The sequence below is a fragment of the Streptomyces sp. A0958 genome, from assembly GCF_004795035.1.
GTDB lineage: Bacteria > Actinomycetota > Actinomycetes > Streptomycetales > Streptomycetaceae > Streptomyces.
Map to the genome: position 1 here is coordinate 53,389 of NZ_SSBK01000010.1, position 15,103 is coordinate 68,491.

13 protein-coding genes are annotated in these 15,103 nt (G+C 72.7%); 5 read left to right on the forward strand and 8 right to left on the reverse strand.

The features are described 5' to 3' along the window. Positions 1 to 57: 57 nt before the first annotated feature. A complete protein-coding gene (locus E6P78_RS13265; protein ID WP_136203863.1) occupies positions 58 to 1,260 on the reverse strand; it encodes an MFS transporter in 1,203 nt (400 codons plus the stop codon). 193 nt (positions 1,261 to 1,453) lie between these two features. Between E6P78_RS13265 and manD the strand changes: the two genes are divergently transcribed. Beyond that, entirely contained in the window at positions 1,454 to 2,668 is a 1,215-nt protein-coding gene (gene manD / locus E6P78_RS13270; RefSeq protein WP_136203775.1) for a D-mannonate dehydratase ManD, read from the forward strand. Positions 2,669 to 2,706: 38 nt separating this feature from the next. On the opposite strand, the gene E6P78_RS13275 is transcribed toward manD, so the two are convergent. Continuing rightward, positions 2,707 to 4,500: an ABC transporter ATP-binding protein gene (locus E6P78_RS13275; protein WP_136203776.1), complete on the reverse strand. Its 1,794-nt coding sequence runs from the start codon at positions 4,498 to 4,500 to the stop codon at positions 2,707 to 2,709. 80 nt (positions 4,501 to 4,580) lie between these two features. After that, complete coding sequence (locus E6P78_RS13280) at positions 4,581 to 5,810, reverse strand: benzoate/H(+) symporter BenE family transporter (RefSeq protein ID WP_136203777.1); 1,230 nt, start codon at positions 5,808 to 5,810, stop codon at positions 4,581 to 4,583. 107 nt (positions 5,811 to 5,917) lie between these two features. Between E6P78_RS13280 and E6P78_RS13285 the strand changes: the two genes are divergently transcribed. Then, positions 5,918 to 6,490 carry a helix-turn-helix domain-containing protein gene (locus E6P78_RS13285; RefSeq protein ID WP_136203778.1) on the forward strand — a complete coding sequence of 191 codons (573 nt, stop codon included), beginning with the start codon at positions 5,918 to 5,920 and terminating at the stop codon, positions 6,488 to 6,490. A 28-nt stretch (positions 6,491 to 6,518) separates the two neighbouring features. Here E6P78_RS13285 and E6P78_RS13290 read toward each other — a convergent pair whose 3' ends face one another. The 3 genes from E6P78_RS13290 to E6P78_RS13300 form a co-directional block, all read right to left on the reverse strand. Further along, on the reverse strand, positions 6,519 to 7,109 hold the full coding sequence (locus E6P78_RS13290) for a peptidoglycan recognition family protein (protein ID WP_136203779.1): 591 nt from the start codon (positions 7,107 to 7,109) through the stop codon (positions 6,519 to 6,521). A 220-nt stretch (positions 7,110 to 7,329) separates the two neighbouring features. Continuing rightward, positions 7,330 to 8,673 (reverse strand): SWF or SNF family helicase, encoded by a 1,344-nt coding sequence (locus tag E6P78_RS13295; protein ID WP_136203780.1) that lies wholly within the window; start codon positions 8,671 to 8,673, stop codon positions 7,330 to 7,332. Beyond that, positions 8,670 to 11,549, reverse strand: a complete 2,880-nt coding sequence (locus E6P78_RS13300) for a DEAD/DEAH box helicase (RefSeq protein ID WP_136203781.1) — start codon at positions 11,547 to 11,549, stop codon at positions 8,670 to 8,672. The genes E6P78_RS13295 and E6P78_RS13300 overlap by 4 nt, the downstream gene beginning before the upstream one ends. A 254-nt stretch (positions 11,550 to 11,803) precedes the next feature. On the opposite strand from E6P78_RS13300, the gene E6P78_RS13305 reads away from it, so the two are divergent. From E6P78_RS13305 to E6P78_RS13315, 3 genes are all read left to right on the forward strand, one after another. Then, positions 11,804 to 12,838, forward strand: coding sequence for an acyl-CoA desaturase (locus tag E6P78_RS13305; protein ID WP_136203782.1), 1,035 nt, complete (start codon positions 11,804 to 11,806; stop codon positions 12,836 to 12,838). Positions 12,839 to 12,933: 95 nt separating this feature from the next. After that, positions 12,934 to 13,116 carry a hypothetical protein gene (locus E6P78_RS13310; RefSeq protein WP_073862040.1) on the forward strand — a complete coding sequence of 61 codons (183 nt, stop codon included), beginning with the start codon at positions 12,934 to 12,936 and terminating at the stop codon, positions 13,114 to 13,116. A gap of 29 nt (positions 13,117 to 13,145) precedes the next feature. Further along, the gene (locus E6P78_RS13315) at positions 13,146 to 13,688 is read left to right on the forward strand and encodes an MOSC domain-containing protein (RefSeq protein WP_136203783.1); all 543 of its coding nucleotides are present in this window, start codon (positions 13,146 to 13,148) and stop codon (positions 13,686 to 13,688) included. Positions 13,689 to 13,698: 10 nt separating this feature from the next. On the opposite strand, the gene E6P78_RS13320 is transcribed toward E6P78_RS13315, so the two are convergent. Both E6P78_RS13320 and E6P78_RS13325 read right to left on the reverse strand, forming a co-directional pair. Beyond that, complete coding sequence (locus E6P78_RS13320) at positions 13,699 to 14,670, reverse strand: hypothetical protein (RefSeq protein ID WP_206307798.1); 972 nt, start codon at positions 14,668 to 14,670, stop codon at positions 13,699 to 13,701. A 98-nt stretch (positions 14,671 to 14,768) separates the two neighbouring features. Further along, complete coding sequence (locus E6P78_RS13325) at positions 14,769 to 15,077, reverse strand: hypothetical protein (RefSeq protein ID WP_136203784.1); 309 nt, start codon at positions 15,075 to 15,077, stop codon at positions 14,769 to 14,771. Between the last annotated feature and the right edge of the window lie 26 nt (positions 15,078 to 15,103).

Genomic DNA, 15,103 nt, shown 5'->3' on the forward strand with positions numbered 1-15,103 from the left:
GGTCCGGTGGCCCTTGTGCCACTGGACGCTCCGTCGGAGTGCGTCGCTCTCCGGCGGTCAGGCCCGGGCCGGTGTCCGGAGCGCGGCATACGTGCCGGACACCGCCGCCAGCACGATCACGCAACCGGTGAAGACCAGGCCGGCGTCGCGCAGCCCCAGCCAGGTGGCCAGCGCCCCCACCCCCACCACGGGCACGGAGATCCCGGTGTACGCGACGACGAAGAACGCCGAGATGGTGCCGCCCCGGTGTTCGGCGGGGGCGGCCTCACTGACCAGGGTGAGGGCGGCCCGGAAGGCGAGACCCTGCCCGACGCCCCCGCAGACGGCGCCCAGGACGAGCAGCACCAGGGACTTCGCCAGCAACGACGAGGCGACCAGCAGGAGCCCGGCGATCAGGACGGCGCAGCCGAGGGGGAGCGCGCGACGGGCGCCGATCCTCGGGGCCAGCGACTGGCCGATCGTCGAGGCGCAGAACACGGAGAAGACCACCGCGCCCGTCACCGCCAGGTTGTGCACGCCCAGCGTCTTGGCCGCGAAGCTCGGCGCGACCGCCGTGAACAGGCCGAGCAGCGCGAACCCGGCGAAGGCGGCCAGCGCGGCCGGCACGAACACGCCCTTCACCTCCGCGGGCACCCTGACACCCTGCGGCTCCAGCCTGGGCCACCGCTTCGGCTCCGCGACCGTCTCCGCCAGCCGCCAGGTGATGACGCAGGCCAGCGCGACCAGGCCCAGATGGACCCAGAACGGCAGGCTCAGCGGCCACGGCGTGTACTCGGCCAGCAGACCGGAGAGCAGCGGGCCGCAGCCCAGCCCGCCCATGTTCGCGGCCGTCGCGGCGAAACCGGCGCGCCCCTTCTGCCCGGGGCTCGCCAGCTCGATGACCGCCGCCGTCGCCGCGCCGCTCAGCAGGCCGGCCGCGCCGCCGGACAGCACCCGGCCGGCGAAGAGCAGGGGCAGCCCGCCCTCCAGGAGGAAGCAGCCCGCGCTCGCGGCGGACAGCACCATGGCGGCCAGCAGTACGGGTCTGCGGCCCACCTTGTCCGAGTAGTTGCCCGCCACCAGGAGTACGGAGATGACCGCGACCGCGTACACGGCGAAGACCACGGTCACCATCAGCTCGGAGAACCCGATCTCCTTCTGGTAGAGCCCGTACAGCGGGGTCGGCAGCGTGGTGCCGGCCATGCCGATGGCGAACACGACCGCCCCGGCCGCGTAGCCCGCCCGGCGCCCGCCCGTCTGTTCCGCATCCTCACGAACCATCACGCACGCCACTCTATGCAGCGCCCGCCCACGGGTCCTGGCGGGCGGGCGCCGGGCGAAGTGACGTACCGCCATACGGGCAGGTGCGCGCCGCCGCGGCCGACGGCCGACAATGGCGGAGGCCGCCGGGCCGGCCGGGCGACCCCCGGGAGCGCCACCGGCCGCCGCCCCCGAAGCCCGAAAGAGAGCACCCATGAGGATTGTCGACGCCAAGGTCGTCGTCACCAGCCCCGGCCGAAACTTCGTGACGCTGAAACTGACGACCGACGAAGGGCTGACCGGTCTCGGCGACGCCACGCTCAACGGACGGGAACTCGCCGTCGTCAGCTACCTCACCGACCATGTGGCGCCCCTGCTCGTCGGCCTGGACCCGCACAGGATCGAGGACACCTGGCAGTACCTCTACCGGGGCGCCTACTGGCGGCGCGGTCCGGTCACGATGGCCGCCCTCGCCGCCGTCGACGTCGCGCTGTGGGACATCAAGGCGAAGGCCGCGGGGCTGCCGCTCTACCAACTGCTCGGCGGCGCCTCCCGCGAGCGCGTCGCCACCTACGGCCACGCCAACGGGCGCGACATCCCCGAACTCCTCGACTCCGTGCGGGAACGGCTGGCCGAGGGCTACCCCGCCGTCCGCATCCAGACGGGCATCCCCGGTCTCAAGGCCGTCTACGGGGTGCACGCCACCGACGACCACGGCGCACCCGTCCTCCACCAGCAGGCCCGTCCCCTGGTCGAGGACTGGGACACGGACGCCTACCTGCGGCACACCCCGGCCGTGTTCGAAGCGGTGCGGGCCGAGTTCGGCGCCGAGATCCCGCTGCTCCACGACGCACACCACCGGCTCACGCCCGTCCAGGCGGCCGGACTCGGCAAGGACCTGGAGCCGTACCGCCCCTTCTGGCTGGAGGACTGCACACCCGCCGAGAACCAGGAGGCGCTGCGGCTCGTGCGCAGGCACACCACCACGCCCCTCGCGATCGGCGAGGTCTTCAACACCGTGTACGACTACCAGACGCTGATCACCGAGCAGCTGATCGACTACGTGCGCAGCGCGGTCACCCACTTCGGCGGGGTCACCCCGCTGCGCAAGCTCTTCGACTTCGCCGCGCAGTACCAGATCAAGAGCGCGGTGCACGGCCCGGAGGACATCTCTCCGGTCGGGATGGCCGCGGCCGTCCACCTGGATCTCGCCGTCCAGAACTTCGGCATTCAGGAGTACTCGGGCCACAACCCCCTCACCGAGGAGGTGTTCCGGCACGCGTATACCTTCACCGACGGCTTCCTGCACCCCGGCGAGGCGCCCGGCATCGGCGTCGAACTGGACGAGGAGCTTGCGGCGGCGCACCCGTACGAGCAGGCCTACCTGCCCGTCAACCGGCTCCGGGACGGCACCGTCCACGACTGGTGACTGGCGGGGTCCGCCGCCCCGGCGGACCCCGCCCGCTGTTACGGGAAGGCGGGCTGGAGGCCCGCGTACACCCCGTGGCGGCTCAGCAGTTCGTCGTGCGTACCGACCTCCGCGATCCGGCCGCCGTCCATCACCACGATGCGGTCGGCGCCCTGGATGGTGGAGAGCCGGTGGGCGACGACGAAGACGGTCCGGCCGTCCACGAGGCGGGACAGCGCCTCCTGCACGAGCGCCTCGGAGCGGTTGTCCAGTGCGGAGGTGGCCTCGTCGAGCACCAGGACCCGGGGATCGCGGATCAGGGCCCTGGCGATGGCGAGGCGCTGCTTCTGGCCGCCCGAGAGACGTGCGCCGCGCTCGCCGACCACCGTGTCCAGGCCGTGCGGCAGACGGCGGACGAACTCCATCGCGTTGGCGTCCTCCAGGGCGCTCAGCAGGGTCGCCTCGTCGGTGTGGCCCAGACCGTACGTCACGTTGTCGCGGATGCTGCCCTCGAAGAGGATCGACTCCTGCGGCACCACCGAGAGGAACCGCCGGTAGCTGCGCAGGTCGAGCCCGGCCATGTCGGCGCCGTCGAGCATGATCCGGCCCGAGGTCGGGCGGATGAAGCCGATGAGGAGGTTGAGGACGGTCGACTTGCCCGCTCCCGACGCGCCGACCAGCGCGATGGTCTCGCCCGGCCGCGCGGAGAGCGTGAACCCGTCGACGGCGGGCTCCGCGTCGTCGTACACGAACCCGACGTCCTCGAAGTCGATGCGGCCGGTGACGTGCTCCACCTGCGCCTTGCCCGCGTTGTGCTCCAGGTCGGGCGCCTGCAGGACCTCGCCCGCCGAACGCACCGACTCCAGCCCCTTGGTGAGGATGGGTGCGAGCCCGAGCAGCGTGGTCACCGAGCCGGTCAGGACGGTGAAGAAGGCGCTGAGCATGACCACGTCACCGGCGGTGACGGGCATCCACCCGTGGTACGCGACCAGCGCGGACCCGGTCAGGCACAGCACGCCGAGCGTGTTGAGGATGACCCAGGCCAGGGACCCGAAGCGGCCGTTGAGCATGTCCAGGCGAAGCCCGGCGGCGAACACCTGCCGCAGCGAGCCGTCCACCCGGCCCAGGGCGGTGCGCTCCAGGCCGTGGGCGCGGGTGATGGGAATGAGGGTGGTCATCTCGCCGACGCGGGAGGAGAGCTGCTCGACCTCGCGGCGGAAGGACTCGTTGTGGCTGCGCAGCCGGGCGCGCAGCTTCATCACGAGGAACCCGGCGGCGGGGACGACGACCAGGAAGACGGGCAGGAACGAGGGGACCCGGAAGCCGATGACGACGAGCCCGCCGACCAGGGTCACGACGGCGCCGAGACCCATGTCGGCGCTCTGCTGCATCATCTGCTCCACCGCTTCGACGTCACGGACCACCTTGGCCTGCAACACGCTGGAGCTGACCCGGGCGTGGTAGCCGATGGACAGTTGCTGCATGCGGCGGCACAGCGCCGAGCGCAGGGTGATGCCCATGCGGCGGATGCTGCCGCCGAGGCACCGCACGTACCACTGGTGGAGCGGATAGTTGAGGACCAGGATGAACAGGAGTAGGCCGGTGGCCTTCCACAGGCCGGACTCCGGGCCGTGCTGGACCACCACGTCCAGGACGGTCGCGGTGATCAGCGGCAGCAGCCATATGGGGCTGTGCTTCACGGTGAAGAGGACGACGGCGAGCGCCAGCTTCCCGCGGTCGGGGCGGAAGAGGAGTGCGAGGGTGCGCACGGGGTGCTCGCCGCGGTAGCGGTGGTCGAGGTGGTCGAAGGGCGCCAGGGATTCGGCGGAGGGTGGGGATACCGCTTTCTGCATGGTGACCATCCCACCCCGTGGCCGATGTCCGGGGCAACTGTGTTCCACGGAGGGAACGTGGGGCGGCTGCCCCGGATCGGTCAGCGTACGGGGAGTTCGCTGGGCCGCTGCTGTGGAGCCGGGTCCTTGCGCCCGGGGCGGCCCAGCGAGGTGATCGCGCTGGTGACGAGGCCGGCCAGCAGCCCCCAGAACGCGGAGCCGATCCCCAGAAGGGTCACGCCCGACGCGGTGGCGAGGAAGGTGACCACGGCCGCCTCGCGTGACGCCTTGTCGGCGAGGGCGGAGGCCAGCGAGGACTCGATCGTGGCGAGCAGCCCGATCCCCGCGATCGCCAGCACGAGTTCCTGCGGCATCGCGGTGAGGAGCGAGGCGACGGTCGCGCCGAGCAGTCCCACGCAGAGATAGAAGAACCCCGCCCACACGGCTGCCAGATAGCGCTTGTCTCGGTCGGGGTGCGCCTCCTCGCCGGTGCAGATGGCGGCGGTGATGGCGGCGAGGTTCAGCCCGAACGCCCCGAAGGGCGCCAGCACGGCGTTGGCCGCGCCCGTCCACGTCATGAGCGGGGACACCGGCACGTCGTAACCGGAGCCGCGCAGCACGGCGACACCGGGCAGGTTCTGCGAGGCCATCGTGACGACGAACAGCGGCGCGCCTACGCTGACGAGCACCTTCCAGTCGAACTCGGGCGCGGTGAAGACCGGTGTGGCCAGGGACAGCTGGACCTCGTCCGGCTGCCAGCCCCCGGTGAACACGGTCGCCACGACCCCCGCGGCGAGCGCCAGCAGCACCGCGTAACGCGGCAGCAGACGCCGGCCCAGGAGATAGACGACGAACATCGGGAACGCGACCGCGAAGCTGTGGTGCATGGTGCTGAAGAGACCCGTGCCGAACCGCAGCAGCACTCCGGCGAGCAGCGCGGAGGCCAGGGGCACGGGGATGCGGCTCATGATCCGGGCGAACCACCCCGTCACCCCGCTCACCAGGATGAGCAGTGCCGAGAAGATGAACGCGCCGACCGCCTGCGGCATGGACACCCCGCTCAGGCTGGTCGCCAGGAGCGCTGCTCCCGGCGTCGACCACGCGGTCACGACCGGCGCCCGGTAGCGCAGCGAGAGGCCCGCGCAGGTACAGGCGAGACCGATGCCGAGCGCGAGCATCCAGGAGGAGATCTCGCGCGAGTCGGCCCCGGCGGCCTTGGCGGCGGTGAACACCAGCGCCGCCGAGCTGGTGACCCCGACCATGACGGCGATGAGCCCCGCGGCCACGGCGGAGGGCGGTGCGGCCGAACGTATACGGGTGATCGCGAACATGAGTGAGCCACTTCCCGGTGCGTTCGTTCCATATACGGAACGTTCTGTTTGTGGAACACTAGAGAGGCGGGCCGGGCCCGTCAACCACGAAAGCGGAGCGGGCGGCGATGGGGCTGAACGAAGACGTCGGGCGCAGGCTGCGGGCCCTGCGGCACGACATGGACGTGTCGCTGTCGGAGCTGGCCAGGCGTTCCGGGGTCGGCAAGGGGACGCTCTCCGAGCTGGAGAGCGGCCGGCGCAACCCCACTCTGGAGACCCTGTACGCCCTCACCACCGCCCTCGGCCGCCCGCTCAGCGCGGTCCTGAGCGACCCCGCGCCCCCGGCCGTCCCCGCCGGGAACCTGTCGGGTGTCTCGGGCAGCGCCGTCACCGCGGTGCTGCTGGAGCGTTACGAGGACGGGGAGGCGGTCACCGATGTGTTCCGCGTGACCATTCACGCCGGCGCGGTCCAGGAGTCTCAGGCCCATGTGCCGGGTACGTCCGAGAGCCTGATGGTGCTGGCCGGCACCGCCGTCGTCGGGCGGCCGGACGACCTCAGCACGGTCGGGCCCGGCGGCTCCGCCCGGTGGCGGGCCGACGAACCCCATGTCTACAGCGCACCCGACGGCGATGCGCAGGGCATCCTCTTCGTGCGCTGTCCGGTCACGGGGGAGGGGCGCGGCGGGTGGGGCGACGGCTGACCACGCGCCCCCGCCCGCCGGGCGGCGCTCAGCCGGCGCCGAGGAGATTGACCATCCGGATGTAGCGGACCCAGTCCCAGTGGGGGCCCGGGTCGGTGTGGTCGGCGCCCGGGACCTCGACATGGCCGAGTACGTGCGCGCGGTCCTTGGGGATGCCGTAGCGGTCGCAGACGGAGGCCGTCAGCAGCGCCGACTTCTCGTACATCGCGTCGGTGAAGTAGGAGGGCTGGTCCACCCACCCCTCGTGCTCGATGCCGATGCTGCGGGTGTTGTAGTCCCAGTTGCCCGCGTGCCAGGCGATGTCCTTCTCCCGCACGCACTGGTCTATGTAGCCGTCCCCCGAGCGCACCACGTAGTGCGCGGAGACCTGCTTCGCCGGGTTCTGGAAGATCGCCACGGCCTCGGAGAACGTCTCCTGCGTGACGTGGATGACGACGTACTGGACGGGGTACGCCGAAGGGCGCGTGGATACCGTGTAGTTGGACGTCGAAGCGGGCACCCAGTGCGCCGACGGGTAGTCCGTGGCTCCCGTCGTCGCCGCGGTGGCCCGGACGGAGGCGGGAAGCAGCGCTCCCGCCGCCGCCACCGCGGCGCCCTGGAGGATTCTTCTGCGTTCCATGCGGACTCCTGTGTGGGGGGTATGGGCGGTCCGGGTCCGGCCGCCGGGCGCGGGACCGGCGGCCGGACCGATGGCCGGAACCGTCTGTCCGATGTACGGCCGAGCCATGTGCGGGCCCTACCGTACGGGCGTCGCGCGGGTCGCGGAAGACGCCAGGAGCCCCAAATCCTTTGCAGCAAGCGGTCGTTGAAGGATGCCCGTTCCCCGGGCGCCTACCCCCTCAGAGGCCGCCGGCCTCCGCCCACGCCGCCGCCGGATCGTCGTCGGCCGGACCCGCCGGGAACCACTGCCCGTTCTCCTTGCGGTACGGGTACCAGCGCCCGTCGGGGCCGTAGCGGAGCTGAAGCCCGCCGTCCACCGAGGTCCAGCGGTTGCGCTCGGCCCGCAGCCGGGGAGCCTCGTCCTCCTCCCACGCCTCGGCGAGCCGCGTCCTGGCCCGGGCCAGGAGAGCGGCGTCCGGCACCCGGTCCTCGTCGAGCACGGCCAGAGCCGCCGCGCCGCCGAACTGCCAGGCGGCGACCGCGGCCGGCAGCCCGGCGCGAGGGCGCCCCGAGCCGGTCGCCAGCCGCTGCACGATCCACGGCTCGGGGTGCGCCTCGGCGGCCAGCCGCACCGCGTCCTGCCGCGCAGTCAGGTCCGCTGCCGGCGGGCGGTGTTCGTGGCCCGGCGCCAGCGCGTCGGCCAGCATCCGGTGGGCCCGCGCCGCGCCGTCCCTCGCCAGCAGCTCCAGCGCCGTCGGGTCCACCCCCGGCTCCGGGCCGGTCTCCGTGTCCAGCGAGGGTGCCGGGCCCGGCGCGTCGGGAAGCTCCGGGGGCGGGGGCAGCGCGGGCAGGATGCCGGCCGCGGCGTACGCCTGCGCCGCCGGCACGCCGGGCACCTCCCGGCTCGCGGCCCGCGCCTCGGGCTCGGACGCCGCGCCCGGCTCCCCGGCCAGGGCCGCGATCCGCTCCTGGAGTTCGTCCAGCAGCCGCCGCTCGCCGCGCCCCCGCATCAGCATCAGCACGAAGGGGTCCTGGTCCAGCAGCCGCGCCACCTGATAGCAGAGGGCGGCGGTGTGCGGGCAGTGGTCCCACGCCTCGCACGTGCACTCCGGGTCGAGATCGCCGATGCCCGGAAGCAGGTCCATCCCGGCCGCCGCCGCGTCCTCGACGAGATGCGGCGGCATCTCCCGGTCGAGCAGCGCCGCGATGTGCCCGGCCCGCTCGACCGCCATGTCCAGGAACCGGTCCCAGTCCTGCTCGTCCAGCTCCTGGAGCAGCACATCACTGCGGTACGTGCTCCCGTCCCGCTCACGGACCACCGCCGTGATCCGGCCCGGCCGCACCGACACGGCGCCGACCAGACCCTCCCGGGCGAACCGGCGCCCCTCCTTCAGCTGCCGGCCGTCCAGAGCGGTGTCCTCCAGCGCCTTCAGCCACGCCATCCCCCACCAGGAAGCGGCGAAACCGCGGCCGTGCGCCGGAGGCAGGGCGGCGAAGGTGCGCTCCTGCGCGGACAGCGCCTCCTCCCGCTCGTCGCCGTCGCTCCCGTCGGCGAAGACGTCGCCCTCGTGTCCGTCCCTCATCGAGTCCCCCCTCGAAGCTCCACCAGAGCGGCCAGTTCCGCGTCGCTGAGCTCGGTCAGGGCGCTCTCGCCGGAGCCCAGCACCGCGTCCGCCAGCCCCCGCTTGCGGGCGAGCATGTCCGCGATCCGGTCCTCGATGGTGCCCTCGGCGATCAGCCGGTGGACCTGCACCGGCTGCGTCTGCCCGATGCGGTACGCGCGGTCGGTGGCCTGCGCCTCGACCGCCGGATTCCACCAGCGGTCGAAGTGCACCACATGGCCCGCCCGGGTCAGGTTGAGTCCGGTGCCCGCGGCCTTCAGGGACAGCAGGAAGACCGGTTCCTCACCCGCCTGGAACCGGTTCACCATGGCCTCCCGCGCGGCGACCGGTGTGCCGCCGTGCAGGAACTGGGTGCCGATCCCCCGCGCCGCCAGATGCCGTTCGAGCAGCCGGGCCATCCCGACGTACTGGGTGAACACCAGGACGCCCGCCCGCTCCGCCAGGATGGTGTCCAGCAGCTCGTCGAGCAGTTCCAGCTTTCCGGAGCGGCCCGCGATGCGCGGCTCCTCCTCCTTGAGGTACTGCGCCGGGTGGTTGCAGATCTGCTTGAGCGAGGTAAGCAGCTTCACCACGAGACCCCGCCTGGCCATGCCGTCGGCCCCGGCGATCGCCGCCAGCGTCTCCCGCACCACCGCCTCGTACAGACCCGCCTGTTCGGCGGTCAGCGACACCGCCCGGTCCGTCTCCGTCTTCGGGGGCAGCTCCGGGGCGATGCCGGGGTCGGACTTGCGCCGGCGCAGCAGGAACGGGCGCACCAGCGCGCCGAGCCGTTCGGCGGCTGCGGGGTCACCGACCTCCACGGCGTGCGCGTACCGGGTACGGAAGGTGCCGAGCCGCCCCAGCAGGCCGGGGGTCGTCCAGTCGAGGATCGCCCACAGCTCGGACAGGTTGTTCTCCACCGGGGTGCCGGTCAGCGCGACGCGTGCCTTGGCGCCGATGGTGCGCAGGGCGCGGGCCGTCGCCGAGTGCGGGTTCTTCACGTGCTGCGCCTCGTCCGCGACGACCATGCCCCACTCCGCGGCGGCGAGCTTCGGGGCGTCGAGCCGCATCGTCCCGTACGTGGTGAGGACGAACCCGGAACCGGCCAGGTCGTCCAGACCGCGGGAGGCGCCGTGGAAGCGGCGCACCGGGGTGCCCGGGGCGAACTTCTCGATCTCCCGCTGCCAGTTGCCCATCAGCGAGGTCGGGCAGACCACGAGGGTGGGCCCGGCGGCGCCTTCGAGGGTCTGGCGGTGCAGATGCAGGGCGATCAGGGTGATGGTCTTGCCGAGCCCCATGTCGTCGGCGAGACACCCGCCGAGTCCGAGCGAGGTCATCGTGTGCAGCCAGTTCAGACCGCGGAGCTGGTAGTCCCGCAGGGTCGCGGTGAGCGCGGCCGGCTGACCGACCGCGGGTTCTCCGTCGCGGTTCCGCCGGGAGGCTGGATCGGCGACCCGCTCGCGCAGCCGCTCCAGCCAGCCGGTCGCCCGGACCTCGACCCGCCGGCCGTCGACCTCCGCGGAACCGGTCAGGACCGCGCCGAGCGCGTCGATCGGGGTGACCTTGCGGTCGTGGGTCTCCCGGGCGCGGCGCGCCTCGTCGGGGTCGATCAGCACCCACTGGTCGCGCAGCCGCACCAGCGGCCGGCCCGCCTCGGCCAGCCGGTCGAGTTCTTCGCGGCTGAGCGTCCGGTCCCCGAGCGCGAACCGCCAGTCGAAGGCCAGCAGGGCGTCGGGGGACAGCACGGGCGCGGCGTCGGACGCGGTACGCGACAGCCCCCGGGGCGCGTCCTCGCCGTCCGGTCCGATCACCGCGTGGGCCGTGAGCTTACGAGCGGTCAGCTCCCTGGGCCAGTGCACCTGGACGCCCGTCGCGGCCAGCGCCCGCGAGGCGGACCCCAGCAGCTCGGTGATCTCCTCGTCGGCCGGCTCCACCGCGTCGGGCACGGCCGCCGACAGCAGCGGGGTGAGGGGCGGCCAGGCGCGGGCGGCTCGACGCAGCGTCAGCAGGACGTCCATCCGGGCCCGTGGGCCGAAGGCCGCCGCGGCCGGGCCACCGCCCGCCCAGATCTCGGCGGCGTCGGCGACCACGGCGGGATCGCTGGCGCTGTGGATCTGCGGAACCACACGGAACGACGGCCCCGTCGCCGGCTCGTCGTCCCGGTCGAGGCCCGACACCTCCACGCGCAGCGACAGCCGGACGCCCGCGTCATGACCGGCCGCGACATCGGCGGCCCACGCACGATGGCCGGGCACGTGCTGCGGCGCCTGCGCGGTGAACGCCGGACCACCCGCGGCGAGGGACGCAGCGGGTGTTCGGGGCAGGAAGTCGGCGACCGCGTCGAGGAACGCCCGTACCAGCCATTGCGGTTCGGGCAGGAGCAGTGGCCGGGCGGTCGCGTCGAGGGGCACCGCGTGGGCCGTGGGCGGCATGGACGCGGCCAGGGTACGGACGCGGCTCTGGTCGTCGGCGGTCAGCGGACCGGCCCGCCAGGTGTCGTGGTCCGTCGCGCTCAGACCCGGCAGGAGCAGGCCCCGGGCGGCGAGCTGGAGGGCCAGCAGCCCTGCCGCGCCCCAGAACGCCACCGATACGGAGGCCTCGGCCGCCGCTCGCGCACGCGTGAGCACCGGGAGCGCGTCACGCACCGGCAGCAGGCGGGCCGGTACCTCGTACGGCAGGGCGTCGGCACCGGCCACGGTCAGCCCCCCGGCCTCGCCGGGGCCGTCGGGCGGGCTGCTGCCGTCGGGGTGCCAGAAGGCGAAGCGGCCGGTGCGGGAGGGTTCCGAGGGCAGGAAGACCACGCAACAGCCGGCGAGTGCGGAGAGCTCGGAGAGCGAAGCGGCGGGAAGGGTGTGCACAGCGATGTCAGAGTCCTCAAATTTGACTAGTCGGCTGAGTTCGCCGAGGGTACCCCACCGGCGCCGATGAACGGCTCCCCGGGCCTGTGGTACGCGCCACTTCCGAGCCTTGGCGGGGCTGTCCGGTGCAGTCGGCCCCCGCCCGGCGAGGGGGCTGGCCCCCGCATGCCCCGGGTGGTGGCTCCATGGCTTCCGCGACCCCCTGAACCGTACGTTTTGTGAGGTCAGAGAGCGGATTCGAGACCGGAGACAACATGCCCCAGGCCGCCATGGCCGTCGCGGAACGCACCCGCGACGGCGCCGGAAGTGACTTCGCGCCCCTGCTGCGAACCGTCAAGGGGCAAGGACTCCTCGAACGGCGCACCGGCTGGTACACGGCAGGCATCACCGTCAATCTGCTCGCCCTGGCCGCCGTGCTCACCGGCGTGGTCCTCCTGGGCGACACCTGGTGGGTCCTGCTGCTCACCCTGCCCCTGGCCGTCTTCTGGTCCCGCACCGCGTTCGTCGGACACGACGCGGGACACGCCCAGATAACCGGGAACCGCCGGGCGAGCCGCGCCATCGGCCTGGTCCATGCCAACCTGCTGCTCGGCATGAACGAGGCGTGGTGGAACGACAAGCACGTACGCCACCACGCCAACCCCAACCACATCGACAAGGACCCGGACGTCGGCGTGGGAGCCCTCGTCTGGACCCAGAAGCAGGCCGCCCAGCGCGAGGGCCTCGCCCGCTGGCTCACCCGCAACCAGGCCCGCCTGTTCTTCCCGATGCTGCTCCTCGAAGGCATCGCGCTGAAGATCTCCGGCTTCCAGTACCTGCGCCGGCAGCCCGTGCGGGAGCGTGCCCTGTCCGCCCTCCTGCTGACCGCGCACCTCGGCCTCTACGCGACCCTGCTGCTCACCGTCATGTCCCCCGGGAAGGCAGTCGTCTTCGCCCTCGTGCACCACGCGCTCTTCGGCCTCCACCTCGGCATGGCCTTCGCCCCGAACCACAAGGGCATGGAGATGCCCGACCCCGACGGCGACCGCTGGGACCACCTGCGGCGCCAGGTCCTCACCTCACGCAACGTGCGCGGCGCGGTCCTCACCGACTGGTTTCTCGGCGGCCTCAACTACCAGATCGAACACCACCTCTTCCCGAGCATGCCCCGCCCGCACCTGCGCCTGGCGCAGCCCCTGGTCAGGGCCCACTGCGAGGCCCTCGGACTGCCGTACGCGGAAACCGGACTCATCGAGTCCTACCGGCAGGCGCTCACCCACATGCACGAGGTCGGCGCGCCGCTGCGATGACCGGCCGCGACGAGTACGCGGCAGCTGGAACCGATGAGCACGCACAGGCGTTCTCACATCAGAGGCGGCCACGGGCCGCGAAGGAGGCACGGGCGATGTCGAACAGCGCAAAGGTAGCCATCGGGGGAGTCGTCGTCGCAGTCGTCCTGATGCCGTTCATCGGGTTCTGGCTGTCCCTGCTGGTGCTTGTCGGAGTCCCCACGCTCGCCTATCTGGCACTGGACCCGTCCCAGCGCCGCAGGCTCCGTAGGATCACGCGCAAGGAGATCGGCCGCTGAGAGCCGGCCGCTGAAAGGGGATTCCAGCCGTGAGTGGCACAGTCACCGTCGTCAGCAGGAACGAGACGTACACCTTCACCAAGCCGAACCGGGACAGCGTGACACTGCTGGCCGGCCTCGGAGTGGACGGGGACGTGCACGCGGGGGTGACGGTCAAACACCGCTCCAGGGTCGCCCAGGACCCCACGCAGCCCAATCTGCGCCAGGTCCACCTCATACACGAGGAACTGTTCGACGAACTGCGCACGGTCGGCTTCGCGGTGGCCCCGGGGGGCCTCGGCGAGAACATAACGACCCGCGGCATCGACCTGCTCGCCCTGCCCGTCGGCACCCTGCTGCACCTCGGCGACGAGGCGGTCGTCGAGGTCACCGGGCTGCGCAACCCCTGCCTGCAGATCGACAACTTCCGGAGCGGCCTCCTCAAGCAGGTCGTCGGAAGGGACGAGGCGGGCAACGTGGTCCGCAAGGCCGGGATCATGAGCGTGGTCGCGGTGGGCGGGGTGGTCAGGCCCGGCGACCCGGTCGAGGTCGAGCTTCCTGCCGAGCCCCACCGCCCGCTGGATCGTGTCTGACCGCTGGCGGTCAGGCCGGGCGTACGGCCAGGGCGTCCAGGGCCTTGAGGAGCCCCGGCAGTTCGGTGCCGCGCCCCACCGGCAGGATTTCGCCCGGCACCTCGTCCAGCAGTACGAACGCGATGTCGTCGGTCCTGGCCACCATCGACCATCCGGGCCCGTCGGCCCGTATCATCCGGGCGTCTCCGGGCGCGAAGGAGGAACGCACGCGGCCGGGCGGCGGGGGCTCGTCGACATAGGCCCGCGCCTCGGCCAGAGCCTTGCGTATCCCGGGATGCGGGCCCGAGGCGCGGCCGCCGCCGGGGTCCGCCGGGTCGGCAGCCGCCTCGGGACCGTCCGCAGCCCCGGTTGCGGTTGCGGTTTCGTTCTCAGCCTTGGTGTCGGTCTCCGTTCGCGTCGCGGCGCTCGCGTCGCTGGCCGTGCCCGTCGCGCTTTCGCCGCTCGCCGGTGCGAACGCCGTCGCGTCGTCGATCTGGGCGCGCCATTTTGCCCACTGCGAGGCGATCGCGTCCGCGCCCAGGCGGCGCTGCGCGGGCCCCCACACATCGGTGTCCGGCGGCGACAGCGGTGCCAGATCCTCGCCGTCCGCCTCCGGTTCGGGCGCCGGGTCGTGCGGGGCGGCCACCCCGGGGGCGGCGACGGAGACGGCGAGGGGCCAGCCGGGGAGCGCGCAGACCACCGAGCGGTCGTCCGGCGACAGGTCGTACTCCATGCCGCAGTCCCAGGACGCGATCGCCACCGCCACCAGGGACACGTCGTCGATGACGACGGTCCACCGGGCGCCGTCGCCGTCCTGGCCCAGGACGAGCCCGTACCCCTCGGCGTACGGCTCCAGCCGCAGCGACGCGCACGCCGCCGGATAGTCGTCGCCGAGCACGCCGGGGAACTGCGCGGGGGTCAGCAGGACAGCGGTCAGCACGTACAGCGCGTCGTCGGCGACTGGGTCGTCCGTCCCGGCCACTGCACCCTCCTCGTCCGTCATGGATTTCCGTCGGCGCACCTTAACCAGTGGGTAACCCCCTAGTCGAGGCCCTGACGAGGCAGACGACCCGCTCGGGGGCGACCCGCGTAGCGCCCGCCTCAGCCGTCGGTCAGGCCGAGCAGCTCACGCGCCACCGTCTGCGGTGACTCGTCCCGCTCGCGGGCGAGCGCGATGAGCGCCCGGCAGGCCAGTTCGCTGACGCCGAAGGAGAGCTGCTCCGGCGACACCCAGCCGCTCGCCTCGTCCATGCGCTCCTCGTCGTCCTCGGCCGACGCGGCGACGAACGCGGCCGCCGCCTCGAAGAGGTTGTGCTGCCGGCGTACGGGCGCCGGCGGGGCCGCGGCCGTGCGGCCACCCTTGCGGCCCGGGGTCACGGCTCTGCGCAGGACACCGAATATCTCGGTCATGGGGAACCGCCTTCCGTTCAATGCGC

Bases quoted from the DNA above. Each gene is read 5' to 3' on its own strand.
- E6P78_RS13310 (WP_073862040.1), top strand. From the start codon at position 12,934: ATGTCGAACAGCGCAAAGGTAGCCATCGGGGGAGTCGTCGTCGCAGTC.
- E6P78_RS13305 (WP_136203782.1), top strand. From the start codon at position 11,804: ATGCCCCAGGCCGCCATGGCCGTCGCGGAACGCACCCGCGACGGCGCC.
- E6P78_RS13280 (WP_136203777.1), bottom strand. From the start codon at position 5,810: ATGTTCGCGATCACCCGTATACGTTCGGCCGCACCGCCCTCCGCCGTG.
- manD (WP_136203775.1), top strand. From the start codon at position 1,454: ATGAGGATTGTCGACGCCAAGGTCGTCGTCACCAGCCCCGGCCGAAAC.
- E6P78_RS13295 (WP_136203780.1), bottom strand. From the start codon at position 8,673: ATGAGGGACGGACACGAGGGCGACGTCTTCGCCGACGGGAGCGACGGC.
- E6P78_RS13325 (WP_136203784.1), bottom strand. From the start codon at position 15,077: ATGACCGAGATATTCGGTGTCCTGCGCAGAGCCGTGACCCCGGGCCGC.
- E6P78_RS13320 (WP_206307798.1), bottom strand. From the start codon at position 14,670: ATGACGGACGAGGAGGGTGCAGTGGCCGGGACGGACGACCCAGTCGCC.
- E6P78_RS13275 (WP_136203776.1), bottom strand. From the start codon at position 4,500: ATGCAGAAAGCGGTATCCCCACCCTCCGCCGAATCCCTGGCGCCCTTC.
- E6P78_RS13290 (WP_136203779.1), bottom strand. From the start codon at position 7,109: ATGGAACGCAGAAGAATCCTCCAGGGCGCCGCGGTGGCGGCGGCGGGA.
- E6P78_RS13285 (WP_136203778.1), top strand. From the start codon at position 5,918: ATGGGGCTGAACGAAGACGTCGGGCGCAGGCTGCGGGCCCTGCGGCAC.
- E6P78_RS13265 (WP_136203863.1), bottom strand. From the start codon at position 1,260: ATGGTTCGTGAGGATGCGGAACAGACGGGCGGGCGCCGGGCGGGCTAC.